9 protein-coding genes are annotated in these 13,101 nt (G+C 72.9%); 2 read left to right on the top strand and 7 right to left on the bottom strand.

Going from position 1 to position 13,101, the window contains the following annotated elements:
• Positions 1–19 precede the first annotated feature (19 nt).
• Positions 20–652: a DUF1349 domain-containing protein gene (locus tag Q9S36_RS38080; RefSeq protein WP_311289969.1), complete on the bottom strand. Its 633-nt coding sequence runs from the start codon at positions 650–652 to the stop codon at positions 20–22.
• A gap of 83 nt (positions 653–735) precedes the next feature.
• Between Q9S36_RS38080 and Q9S36_RS38075 the strand changes: the two genes are divergently transcribed.
• Positions 736–3,462, top strand: a complete 2,727-nt coding sequence (locus tag Q9S36_RS38075) for a cation-transporting P-type ATPase (RefSeq protein WP_311289968.1) — start codon at positions 736–738, stop codon at positions 3,460–3,462.
• A gap of 28 nt (positions 3,463–3,490) precedes the next feature.
• Positions 3,491–4,030, top strand: a complete 540-nt coding sequence (locus tag Q9S36_RS38070) for a YaeQ family protein (RefSeq protein WP_311289967.1) — start codon at positions 3,491–3,493, stop codon at positions 4,028–4,030.
• A gap of 3 nt (positions 4,031–4,033) precedes the next feature.
• Here the strand turns inward: Q9S36_RS38070 and Q9S36_RS38065 are convergent, their stop codons facing one another.
• The 6 genes from Q9S36_RS38065 to Q9S36_RS38040 all read right to left on the bottom strand — a co-directional run.
• Entirely contained in the window at positions 4,034–4,729 is a 696-nt protein-coding gene (locus Q9S36_RS38065) for an ABC transporter ATP-binding protein (RefSeq protein ID WP_311289966.1), read from the bottom strand.
• Complete coding sequence (locus tag Q9S36_RS38060; RefSeq protein WP_311290022.1) at positions 4,726–5,655, bottom strand: ABC transporter ATP-binding protein; 930 nt, start codon at positions 5,653–5,655, stop codon at positions 4,726–4,728. Before Q9S36_RS38060 ends, Q9S36_RS38065 begins: the two co-directional genes overlap by 4 nt.
• A gap of 11 nt (positions 5,656–5,666) precedes the next feature.
• A complete protein-coding gene (locus tag Q9S36_RS38055; protein WP_311289965.1) occupies positions 5,667–8,357 on the bottom strand; it encodes an FtsX-like permease family protein in 2,691 nt (896 codons plus the stop codon).
• Positions 8,354–10,711, bottom strand: coding sequence for an FtsX-like permease family protein (locus tag Q9S36_RS38050; protein ID WP_311289964.1), 2,358 nt, complete (start codon positions 10,709–10,711; stop codon positions 8,354–8,356). The genes Q9S36_RS38055 and Q9S36_RS38050 overlap by 4 nt, the downstream gene beginning before the upstream one ends.
• Positions 10,705–12,033 (bottom strand): nitrate/nitrite transporter, encoded by a 1,329-nt coding sequence (locus tag Q9S36_RS38045; RefSeq protein ID WP_251453764.1) that lies wholly within the window; start codon positions 12,031–12,033, stop codon positions 10,705–10,707. The genes Q9S36_RS38050 and Q9S36_RS38045 overlap by 7 nt, the downstream gene beginning before the upstream one ends.
• A 54-nt stretch (positions 12,034–12,087) precedes the next feature.
• Positions 12,088–13,101: NAD(P)-dependent alcohol dehydrogenase (locus Q9S36_RS38040; protein WP_311289963.1), on the bottom strand; the 1,014-nt coding region annotated here is incomplete at its 5' end.

The following is a 13,101-nucleotide window of genomic DNA, read 5'->3' as shown; positions in this document are numbered from 1 at the left end:
ACCCTGTTCCGATGCGGGGTCAGGAGCCGTCGCGCATGTCGGCGAGGGAGGCTGTCGAGAACGACACGTCTGAGAAGGCCACGTCGCAGCCCTCGCCGGTGGGGGACTGGGCCTCGAACCCGAGGCGGGGCGCGACGACGTCCGCCTCGAGCGCGAAGACGCGCACGAACCGCCAGGTCACGCCGTCGAGCGACGCGTGGAAGGCGTACACGCCGCCGGCGCGCGCGATCCGCAGCCACACCGCGCCGCCCTCGACGACGAACGAGTTCGCGTCGTCCGCGACGTCGCGGCAGACGACCGAGACGACCATCGGCTCACGATCGGGGGAGTACTCGAAGCACAGCTTCGCCCAGTGCCGGTCGTCGAACCACAGCAGCAGCACCCCGGCGTCGAAGGTCGCGGCGAACTCCACCTCGACGCGTGCCCGCAGCTGGAAGTCGCCGTCCGGCACCTCGCCGAGGAGGGTCACGGCGTTGAGCATCGTCTCTGCGTTGACCTGGGCCGCGCCGGTCGGGTCGACGAAGATGTCGCTGTGCGGGGCGGCCGTGACCCGTAGGGCGGCGGAGGCGGCATCCGTGGACCATGTGGACCCCGACGACGGCGTCAGGGCGAATGGGATGCCGGAGATGTACGTGTTGCGGGAGTCGGCCATCCGCCCAGGCTACGCCGCGCCCGCACCGCGCAACCCGCGATCTGACTAGCGTGGGACTCAGCCGGCCCAGACGGGAGCCTCGAATGAGCCACACCCCCACCGCGATGCCCGCCGACGCGCCCGACGCGCACGCGATGACGGCGGAGCAGGCGCTCGCGGGCCTCGACGCGACCGTCGAGGGGCTCACCGAGGAGCGCGCCCGCGCCCGGTTGGCAGAGGTCGGCCCGAACGCCCTGGACGAGAAGGTGCCCGACCCGCTGTGGCGCAAGTTCCTGCGCTCGTTCAAGGACCGCATGATCATCGTCCTGCTGGTGGCCGCGGTGGTCAGCGCCGTCGTCGCGCGGGAGTGGGAGACGCCGATCGCGATCCTCGTCGTGGTGCTCGCCAACGCGATCCTCAACGTCTGGCAGGAGCGCCAGGCCGAGGTGAACCTCGCCGCGCTCGACGACGACGAGACCGCCACCTCCCGCGTCGTGCGCGACGGCCGCATCCGCGAGCTGCCCGACGATGAGATCGTGCCGGGCGACATCGTGCACGTCGAGGCGGGCGAGGTCGTGCCCGCCGACGGGCGCCTCATCGAGACGGCCGCGCTCGAGGTGCAGGAGGCGGCGCTCACCGGCGAATCGGCGCCGGTGGGCAAGGACGCCGACGTCGAGGTCGCCCCCGATGCCGCGCTCGGCGACCGCGGGAACGTCCTCTTCCGCTCGACCACGGTCAGTCGCGGCCGCGGGGTGATGGTCGTGACCGCCACGGGCATGCGCACCGAGATCGGCCGCATCGCCGAGATGATCGGTTCGGCGGGCGTCGAGAAGACGCCTTTGCAGCGCCGCATCGACCAGCTCGCGACCGTCTTGACGCTCCTGGCCCTCGGCGTGATCGCGGTGGTCTTCGTGATCGGGCTGGTTCGCGGCACGGAGCTGGTCGACCTGATCCTGACCTCGGTATCGCTCGCGGTCGCGACCATCCCCGAGGGGGTGACAGCGGTGGTGGCCTTCACCCTCGCGATCGGCGCGACCCGCCTCGCCCGACACGGCGCGATCCTCAAGCGGCTGTCGGCGGTCGAGACCCTCGGCAGCACCACGCAGATCTGCACCGACAAGACCGGCACCCTGACCCTCAACGAGATGACCGCGCGACGTCTCGTGGTCGCCGCCCTCGAGTTCACGATCGACGGCGAGGGCTACGCCACCGACGGCGCTGTCGAGGCCGCCGACGAGGACGCGGACGCGCCGGCCGAGCTGCTGCGCGCCGCCGCCGAGGCGATGGCGCTGTGCTCCGATGCGACCGTGCGCGACGGCGAGCTCGTGGGGGATCCGACCGAGGGTGCGCTGATCGTGCTCGCCCACAAGCTCGGCGTCGATCCGGATGCTGCGCGTCGAGGTCGTCCGCGCGTGGCGGAGCTTCCTTTCGACTCCTCCTACAAGCTCATGGGCACGTATCACGAGCGTGACGACGGGCGGGTCGATGTGTTCGTGAAGGGGGCGCCCGGCGTCGTCTTCGAGCTCGCCGAGACCGTCGCCGGCCGCGAGGGCGCACGCATCCGGCTGGCCGACGCCTACGACGACCTGCACGAGCGCACCGTCGGCTACGCGGAGAAGGGGCTGCGCACCCTCGCGGTCGCCCGCGCGACCCTGGACGCGGTGCCGGGCGACACCGACCCCGCCGCGCTGCTCGATGCCCTGCCGCCGCTGGAGCTGCTGGCGCTGATCGCCATCGTCGACCCGCCACGGCCGGACGCGCGGGACGCCATCGACGCCGCCCGCGGCGCCGGCATCGGCGTGCAGGTCATCACCGGCGACCACATCACCACGGCCGCCGCGATCGCCGAGCAGCTCGGGGTGACCGGGCGGGCGGCCTCCGGCGCCGACATCCAGGATCTCGACGACGCCGAGCTGACGCGCGAGGTGCGCGACATCGGCGTCCTCGCGCGCGTGTCGCCGGCGCACAAGATCCGGGTCGTCGAAGCGTTCCAGCGCGGCGGTCACATCGTGGCGATGACCGGCGACGGGGTGAACGACGCTCCCGCGCTCAAGCAGGCCGACATCGGCGTGGCCATGGGACGCACCGGCACGGACGTGGCCAAGAGCGCCGCGGCGATGGTGCTGCGCAACGACGACTTCGCGACGATCATCCGCGCGGTGCGCGAGGGGCGCGGCATCTACGACAACATCGTGCGCTTCCTCACCTTCCAGCTGACGACGTCGTGGGGATTCCTCCTGGTCTTCCTCGCCGCCGGCATCTTCGGCATCGCGGGGGGAGCCCCCTTCACCGCGATTCAGATCCTGCTCGTGAACCTGGTGATGGACGGCCCGCCCGCCCTCTCGCTCGCGGTCGAACGGCCCGCCGACGACATCATGACGCGCCGGCCCCGCGCGGTCGACGAGCCCCTCCTCACCCTCGCCCGGGGGCTTCGCATCGTCTTCCGCGCGGTCGTCATGGCCGCGGGGACACTCGCGGTGCTGCTGCTGCACGGCGACGGCGGCATCGCCGAACCGTCGGACGAGACCCTCACGCTCGCCTTCACGACCTTCGTGTTCTTCCAGGTGTTCAACCTGCTGAACGTTCGGGCCGGGGCGGCCACCATCTTCTCGGCGAGGCTGCTGCGCAACCGCGCGTCGTGGATCTCGCTGGGCGTCGTTGTCGCGCTGCAGGTCGCGCTGGTCTACACCCCGTTCCTTCAGGCGTTCTTCGACACCACCGCCCTCGGCCTCGTCGACTGGGCGATCGCGATCGCCGTCGCCTCGTCCGTGCTGTGGCTCGACGAGCTGCGCAAGCTGATCGCACGCCGGATGCCGGGGCGACGGTCGTGAACGGAACCGCCGCGTAGGCTCGATCGCTATGGCCCTCGGTTCGACGATGTACACCTTCACGGTCCAGCTGGCGGACGTCGACCGGGGTGTGTACGACGATCTCGCCCTGCGGGTCGCCAGGCACCCGTCCGAGACGGACGCCTACATGGTGACGCGCGTGCTCGCGTACGGGCTCGAGTACACAGAGGGCATCGCGTTCGGCGAGGGCATCTCGTCGACCGAGGAGCCCGCGGTGGTGGTGCGCGATCTCACGGGGCGGCTGCTCACGTGGATCGAGATCGGCGCTCCGGATGCCGAGCGGCTGCACCACGGCAGCAGGCTCGCCGAGCGCGTCGTCGTCTACACCCACCGCGACCCCGAGAAGGTGCGCGGTCCGTGGGCGGGCAAACGCATCCACCGCGGCGACGAGATCGTCCTGCGGAGCTTCGACCCGGGATTCGTCGACGACGTCGCCGCGCGACTGGAGCGGCGCAACGCGCTGACCCTCTCGGTCACCGAGCAGCGGATCTACCTCGAGCTCAACGGCGCGACGCTGGAGTCCGAGATCCACGAGCACCGCATCGGGTGACGCCTACGCGGTGCCGCCGCCGCTCGAGCTCGTCACGCGTCCGTCGTGCAGCTCGATGACGCGATCGGCGCGGGCCGCCAGCAGGGGATCGTGGGTGGTGACGACGGCCGCGAGGTCCTGCGTGCGCACCAGATCTTCGATGACGTCCATGATCGAGGCTGCCGTCCGCGAGTCGAGCTGACCGGTCGGCTCGTCCGCGAGCAGCACGCGCGGGCGGGCGACCACGGCCCGCGCGATGCCGACCCGCTGCTGCTGACCGCCCGACAGCTCGCCCGGTCGCTGCGCGGCGTGCGCCCCGAGACCGACCAGGTCCAGCGCCTCCGCCACGCGCGCGTCCCGTTCCCGAGGGTCGATGCGGGCGATGCGCAGCGGCAGCTCCACATTCTCGGACGCGGTCAGCACAGGCAGCAGCCCGAAGGACTGGAAGACGAATCCGACGTGTTCGCGCCGCATCCGGGCCAAGGCGTCTTCGTCCAGCGCCGTGGTCTCGACCCCACCCACCCACACCCGGCCGGCGGTCGGGAGGTCGAGGCCGCCGAGCAGGTTGAGCAGCGTGGTCTTTCCCGCCCCCGAGGCTCCGCGCACCACCAGCAGCTCGCCGGGGGCGACCGTCAGGTCGACGTCGACGCACGCGTGGACCTCGCCCGCAGGCGACGGGAAGGTGCGGCTGACGCGCTCGGCACGGATGGCCGGGGTCATCGCCCGTCCTCCTCTGCGTCGTCGGCGGCGGGAGCACCGCCGCGGTTCTCCCGCCCGGGCCAGACGCCGACGTGATCGGGTTCGAGGGCCAGTCGCACCCGCTCGCTCAAGCCGAGCGTGGCGACGAACTCGTCGGGCAGCTGCAGGCGTCCCACCCTGTCGAGCACCGCGTACTCCTCGGCCACGTGCCGCTCGGTGCCGTGCTCGTCGCGCTGCGTCGACCGCAGGACCTCGGTCGAGGTCCGCCCGTCCCGCATCTGCACGGTGCGAGCCACGTGCTCGGAGACCCCCGGGTCGTGCGTGACGATCAGGGTCGTCACCCCGAGCTCGTGGTTCACCGCGCGCATGGCCTCGAGAACGTGCGCGCTGGTGACGTCGTCGAGTTCGCCGGTGGGTTCGTCGGCCAGCAGCACGCGGGGCTCGTTCGCGATCCCGACGGCGATGGCGACCCGCTGCTGCTCGCCGCCCGACATCGCGGCGGGCGATCGATCGGCGCAGTGCGAGACCTCGAGCAGATCCAGCAGTTCGGCGACGCGGGTGCGCCGCGCCGACGCGCCCCGGACCCGTCCGGCCACGGCGAGCGCGGCGCCGACGTTCTCGGCCGCGGTGAGGTAGGGCAGCAGGTTCCGCGACGTCTGCTGCCAGACGAATCCGACGCTCGCCCGACGGAACTCCACGCGCTCCTTCTCCTTCATGGTCAACAGGTCGTGTCCCGCCACCCACGCCGCCCCCGCCGTCGGCCGGTCCAGACTCGACAGGATCGACAGGAGCGTGGACTTCCCCGACCCGGATGCGCCGACGACCGCGACGAGCTCGCCCCGCCCGATGCGCAGGTTCAGTCCCTGCAGCGCCTGCACCTCGACGCCCTGGGCCGTGAAGATGCGCACCAGGTCGACGCACAGGATGTCGGCGCTCGGATCCTCCATGGGCATGATGACTATCCTTCCTCGACGAGGCGCAGGGCGGATGCCGCCCCCACGCGGCGGCCGGCGACGACCGCGCCGGCGGTGGACACCAGTGCGATCGCCACGAACCCGCCGATCGTGACGGCGAGCGTGGCGGCATCCGCGGTGTAGAGCGGCTGCACGGTGGATCCGGTGAAGGGCCGCAGATCGACCCCCGCCAGGACGACGACGGGGATCAGCAGGCCGAACACGGTGCCCCCGACCACGGCCGCCACGGCAGGCGGCGCGATCTCCCACAGCAGAAGGGGGGCGACGCGGCGCGATGACGCGCCGAGGGTACGCAGGAGCGCGACCACGCGCTGGCGTGCGCCCGAGGCCAGGATGATCGTCAGGGCGATCGCGACCGCCGACAGCAGGGCGGCCAGAGCGGTTGCGGCGAGCAGGGCGGATCGCGTGCCCGCGACGGCGACGCCGGATCGCGCCTCCTCGCGCAGGTCTTCGATCGTGTCGACCCGGACGTCACCGAGCGTCTCCGTCAGTCGGTCCACGACCTCGCTCGGCGTCGCCGCGTCGTCGAACCGCACGAGGACGGTGCGATCGACCGGGTCGCGGCCGGCCGCCTCTGCGGCCGCCGACTCGTCGAGCACGATCCAGTTGTCGCGCGCGCCCACGGGATTCGGCCCGCGACTGACTCCGACGACCTCGACCTCGACATCCCCGACCCGGACGTCTGCCGAGTCGCCCACCAGCTCGGCCGTCGCGCCGCCGATCACCACCGGAACCGATTCGCCCGCGGGCACGACCGAGACTCCTTCGGGCAGCAGCCCGGGGATCGCCCCCTGCACCTCGCGGAGCCGCTCGCCTTCGACCACGATCGCGAAGGCGGGGCGCCGCTCGCCGTCGATGCGCAGTTCCACGGGTTCGAAGCCCGACAGCCCGGTCGCGGCGGCGACGCCATCGATGCCGCGCACCCGGTCGAGGTCGTCTCGCGTGAAGGTGTCGCCCGAGATGCGGACGTCGGCGCCCACGCGCGCTCCCGCAGCCTCGTCGATACCCGTCTGCAGCGTCGAGAGCAGCACGCCGGATGACACCGCGACCGACATCCCGACAACCAGGGCGAGAACCGGCGTGACGCCGATCGACGGTTCCCGGAGTGTGCGCGCGGCCCCCAGGAAGGCCACGAACCCCGAACGGCTGCGGGCCCGCGCGAGAATCGCGCCCAGAGGCAGGGGATACAGCCGCAACGTGATCAGGCAGGCGGTGAGGGCCAGCAGCAGCGGGGTCGCCGGGATCAGCGGGTCGAGCTGCGACGACGGACCGCGGACGAACAGCAGCACGACCGCGACGACGGTCAGGATGAGGACCACGGCCTCGGCGATCAGCCGTCGCCGGGGCGCGCCCCGCCCGACGTCGGTGCGCGTACGCCGTTCAGCAGCTGTCGGAGCCAGCACCGCGAGGATGAAGACCACCGCGAGCCCCGGCATCCCCGCCGCCACCACGCTCGCGGGCGGCAGTCCCGTCCCGTCCCGCAGGGCGTCGGCCGCGGCGACCAGCCCGATGCCGATGACGGCGGGCAGCGCGCCGACCATCAGGCCCTCGGCTCCGAGCAGCGCCCGCAGCTGAGCGTGAGAGGCTCCGCGCGCCGAGAGCAGCCGGATGCCGGCGCGACGCCGCTCGACGATCAGCCGGCACGCGAGGAGCAGCACGGCGGCCGCCACGCCCGCGGGGCCGGCGATCATCATCGCCAGGACGGCGGTGGTCGCCCCCTGCTGCGCCGTCGCCGTCTCGAGCTCGGTCGCGAGCGGCGCCTCGAAGCGGAGGGTCTGGATGCCCGGGCCGGCGGCCGGGTCGCCGAGCGTCTGCGCGGCGGCGGTGAAGCCGCGCAGCGCGGCCGCTGCCGTGTCAGCGTTCCCGGAATCCAGTGCACGGGTGCTCAACGGGTACCAGGTCGTCGTCGTCGCCCTGCCGAACATGTCCAGCATCGCCGCCTGCGCGGGGTGGACGAATGCGGTGGCGGTGACCACGCGGGGGGCGTTGCCGTCGTCGAACACGCTCGGCTCGAGGACGGACCGGACGTGCTGCCAGTAGCCGCCGTTCGGGTCGGCCGGTTCGAAGACGCCGACGAGCTCGATGTCGAAGGCGTCGACGAACACGCGCACACCGCGCACCTCGCCCACCGCCCACTGCAGCTCGTCGGCGGTGCGCGTCGACAGCACGACCTCGAGCCGACTCGAGCCGGATGCCGCGTCCACGGCCTCCTCGGGGGGCGCGGGCAGCCTCCCCTCGGCGATCGTGATCTCCTCGGCGAAGCGCGGGTCGGCGGCGAGGCTCAGCAGGTCGGGCGCCCGCCCCTCGCCCAGCGGAGTCCCGTCACTGCGGACGATGACGCGTGCCGGGTCGAGCAGCGAGGGCAGCGGATCGTCGGCGCCCTCGCGGACCCGTTCGAGTGCCGAGGTGAAACCGGCCCACACGTCGTCCGCCGCGACAGCGGCGGGGTCCAGTTGCGGGGGTTCGGGCGCGGTCGCCTCGACGTCGCGGACGGTGGCGGGCAGTCCCGCGAGGCGGTCGTCCAGCGCGGCGTCGCCGAGCGCCGACAGCGCAGCCGGGGTGGCCGCCGCGACGCTCGAGACGAGGAGGACCAGGGCGAAGACCGCCACGCCCCCGCGCAGCCCGGCGCGCAGGTGCCGGAGCAGCATCGCGGCGACCGAGAGGCGGTGACTCATCGCGCGTCCTCTCCGACGGTCGCCCGCGACGCGAGGCGTCGCACGTCTCGCGCGGTCCACGCGGCCGCGCCGCCCAGTCCGACGGCGAGTGCCGCGAGAGCGGCGACGAGCGGGATGCCGGCGATGGCCGGAGTCGCCGCGCCGACCTGCGCGACGACCGCGTCGACGAGACGCGGCACGGTCAGCGCCGCGGCGACCGCGCCGGTGCCGACGCCGAGGAGGAGGGCACCGGCCACGACGGCTGCCAGTTCGAGCATCCGCGCGTTCGCCTGGGCGCGCGCGGGCACCCCCAGTGCGCGCAGCGCCGCGACCTCGCCGCGGCGCGCGGTCGACAGCGTCTGCAGGGCGGCGATCACCCCCACCACGGCGAGGACGACCGCCGCGGCCGTCGCGATCCACCACCCCGCCACGAGCGACCCGGCGACCGTCGCCGCCACACCCGGCCGGGCTGTGGTGACCTGGCCGTCCACCATCGACTGAAGTGCCGTTGCGGCATCCGGAGTTCCCGAGGCCCACACCGAGCCGGGGGCGATGATCGACGTGCCGCGCTGCAGCATCGACAGCGTCAGCTCTTCGAGCGGCACGAAGACCGCGTCCGGCTCGGCGGCACCGGGGACGACGGGCACGACGGCGGCGACCACGATCTCACCGCGGCGCCCGGCACCCGCATAACGGAACTCGAGGGTGTCGCCCACGCCGGCGCCCAGACGTTCGGCGAGCGGAGCCGACATCGCGGCTGCGACCGGCGGTGGCCCCTCGATGGGGTGCTCGCCTCGCCACAGCACGACCGTGCCCGAGTCGGCCGAGAGCACGCCGGTGCCCTCGGCCGGTATAGAGCCCGTGGGCGACAGCGATATCTCGACAGCGGCTGTTCCCGCGCCCGCGCGCAGCGAGGCGGTCACGGCGAGCAGGCGCCACGGACCCGCCGCGCTCGGCAGGTCGGTTTCGGCGACGATGCGGATGCCGTCCCCGGCGCCTGAGGCCCGATCGAGACTCAGGGCGTCCAACCGGATCGTGGCAGGGGTTCCCCGCGCATCGAGCACGACGATCGAGAGCCCCACGCGTTCCGCGACGGCGACGCGCTCGGTGTCCAGCGTCGCCGCGAGGCGCACGCGGTCGCCATCCATGGCCAGCGGATCGATGGCCACCGTTGCGGGGCGGCTGGTCAACGCCTCCGTCAATGCGCGGGTGTCCAGGCCGGTCGCCCGGGGGATCACAGCCGCAGCCGCAGCCGCAGGCAGGGCGACGATCCCGGCGTCGGTCCCGCCGAACTCGACGGCTGCGATCAGGGCGGCCGCAGCGTCGTCCACGCCGGCCACCTCTGCCGTGTCGGCGACCAGCTGCGGCGTGACAGGATCGCCGGCCAGGTCAGCGCGAAGGTCGGCGCCGGCGCGCAGGGCTGCCGAGACCTCGGCGGTTCGGGTCCAGGTGCCGTCGTAGGCGGCAGCGAAGACCGCCTGCGCCGCCGTCAGCGCGACCAGCGCCACGACGACGGCGTAGACCGGAAGGCGACGGGCGAGCTGTCGCGTCGGCAGCGACGGCACGAGGGCGGGACCGAGCCCGCTGGAGCGGTCTGCGAGGGCCGCGAAGCCCGCGAACGCGGCGACGGAGGTGAACGCGGCGGCGAGCAGCACGACCGACGGGGCGACGACGACGATCGGATCGACGCCGCGGGTGAGCGCCGTGCCGAGCTGGGTCAGCACCACGACGACCCCCGTGCCCAGCAGCACCACCGAGGCGGCTGTGGCCGCCCGGGCGCCGCGCGCGCGGATCGTGGATGCCGGACGCCGCACCGCGAGCATGGTCGCGCCGACGACGACGGCGCCGAGTGCCGTCGATGCGGCGGCGGCGACCGGCCACGTCGACAGGCCCCGTTCGGTCCCCGCGCCCAGCGCGATGAGCACGCCCAGCCCGAGGACCCACCCCGCCGCTCCGCCCGTGCCGGCGATGATCGCGGCTTCCCGCAGTTCAATGACGAGGACCTGCGCACGCGACAGCCCGCGAGCCCGCAGCACCGCCGATTCGGCTTCGCGCGAGGCGCCGCGCAGTCCGCTCAGCCGGGCGGCCGCGGCGGCTGCGCTCAGCAGCACGACCACGACCAGGGCGGGACCCATCGAGGCCAGCGACGCGGAGCCCGCCGCGATCTGCGCGGACACATCGTCGGCGCTCATCCCGGGGCCGGCCGCGGCCCGCGCCCGGTCGGCTCCGGTGGGCAGCCAGCCGACGACGATGCAGACACCGGCGACGGCGACGGCGATGGTGGCCGCCGTGGTCGCCAGCAGCGCACGACGAGCTCCGGACCGGCGGCGGAGAAGCCGCAGCGTGCCCGGTGGGGTCGAGGGGAGATTCACCACGGGTAGTTCTCGGGCCCTCCGATGTGGCGGATCGTGCGACGGCGTTCGATGACGATCGCGATCGAGCCGAGCAGCCACAGCGGCAGCTGCGTGAGGAACGCGATCCGGAATGCGTCGAGCGAGTAGGTGTCGGGCGTGCCGGCGCCCTGCACGTCCATGGCGATGCCGATGAACAGGATGGCGATGAGTGCGGCGAGGAACCCGCCGCCGTTGACGATGCCGGTCGCCGTGCTGAGGCGGTGCGACGGATTGAAGGTGCGGGCATGGTCGAAGGCGATCATCGAGGCCGATCCGCCGGTGGCCAGGGCGACCATCAGCACGATGAGAAGCCACACCGGGGCGGGTCCCGGCCAGGCGATCACCACGAGCCAGACGACGGCCTGCAGTGCGACGGTCGGCAGGACGAGCCAGCGGGACCGGCGCGTCGGATGCCGGCTCGACAGCGCTCCGATGATGGGGCCGGCCACGATGCTGAACAGCACGAGCGAGCTCATCACGAGCGACGCCGCTGCGGGACTCAAGCCCTGCCCCGCCGTGAGGAAGGGGAATCCCCACAGCAGCACGAACGCCGTCCCCGCGAACGGGGTGGTGAAGTGCGACCAGAACCCGAGCCGCGTGGCCGGGTGCGCCCACGACTCCCGAAACCCCTCACGCAGGTCGGCCGAGGATCGCACGACCCGGATCGCCCCGGTGTCGGTGTCGACCGTGGTGTCGACCGGGTCGGCGCGCCGCTCCGGTGGTCGGTTGCGGATGATCGCGAACGTCAGGACCGCGAAGAGGACGGCCAGGCCCGCGAGGCTGCCGAACGCCACGCTCCACGAGGTCGCGTGCAGCAGCGCCGCCAGCGGAGCGACCGCCACGATCTGCCCGAGCTGCCCGATGATGCCCGTCAGCTGCACGAGCACCGGCGAGCGCTGGGCTGGGAACCAGGTGGCGATCACGCGGAGCACGCTCGGGAACACCGCGGCGTCGCCCGCGCCGATGAGCACGCGTGCCAGGATGCCGATGCCCACCGCGTCCGCAAAGGCCATCACGAGCTGCCCCACCGCCATGAGCACCATCCCGGTGGCGATCACCGGTCGCGCGCCGACGCGGTCCAGCACGAGGCCCACCGGCACCTGGAGCGCGCCGTAGACGGCCAGCTGGATGACCGCGAACATCGACAGTGCCGAGGCATCGGCGTCGAACCGCACCGCGGCGTCGACGCCGACCGACGACAACGAGGTGCGGTTGATGATCGATACGACGTAGGCGACGACCCCCACCGTCCACACGGTCCACGTGCGCCAGCCCGGCGCCTCGAGGCGGGTGGTGGGCGTCACGCGTCGTCCCGTCTGCTGGAGGGTGATGCGCCGGGACCGCGGCGCCGTTCCAGGCTAACGAAGACGTGTGGGCTCGACGACGCTCTTGATCGTCGTCGGATCTCCGGTCGAATCGAGAGCCTCCCGCACCTCGCCCAGACCGAAGGTGCCCGTCACCATCCCGTCCAGGTCCACCTGTCCCGTCGCGACGAGCGAGATCGCAGTCGGCCACGTGTTGGCATATCGGAACACCCCGGTGAGCACCAGCTCGCGGTTCTGGATCGCCGTGATCGGAAGGGCGATCTCGCTGGCGCCCATGCCCACCAGGACGACGCGTCCTCCGGGACGCACTGCCTCGATGCCTCCCCGCACCGCCGAGGCCGCCCCCGATGCGTCGACGAAGGAGTCGACCGCCGGGGCGGCCTCGGTGGGGGTGGAGACGGTGGGGTCGAAGGTGGACGTGGCTCCGAAGGCCAGCGCTGCATCTCGCCGCTGTGCCGAGATGTCCGAGACGATCACCTCGCTCGCACCGAAGGCGCGCGCCACCTGTGCGATCGCGATACCGACGGGGCCGGCGCCGGTGATGAGGACCCGGTCGCCAGGGGTGAAGCAAGCCTTGCGGGCGGTGGCGATCGCCACCGACAGAGGCTCCATGAGGGCGGCTGCGTGATCGCTGACGCTCTCAGGGACGGCGTGCGCGAAGTGGCTCTGGATGGTGACGTACTCCTGGAACGCGCCGTCCGTTCCCGGTACGGCGTAGAAGCGCATGTGCGGGTCGAGGTTGTAGTCGCCGCGCATCGTCTCCGCAGACGTCGTCGACGGGCGCTGGGGCTCGATGGATACTCGCTCGCCCACGCGCGCGGAGTCGACATCGTCGCCCACAGCCACGATGACCCCGCCGGACTCGTGTCCGAGCACGAGCGGTTCAGTGACGGTCCAGTCGCCGAGGTGACCGTCGTGGTAGAAGTGCACGTCCGATCCGCAGACACCGACCGCCGTCACGCGGACGAGGACCTCGTCGGCGCGGGGCGTGGGGACGGGCCGCTGCTCGATGATCACTCTTCCGGCTGCGACGAGAACCGCCGCGTT

This window comes from Microbacterium sp. ARD31, from assembly GCF_031844425.1.
The sequence above is the reverse complement of the archived record's forward strand: the minus strand, read 5'-3'. Positions and strand labels throughout refer to the sequence as shown.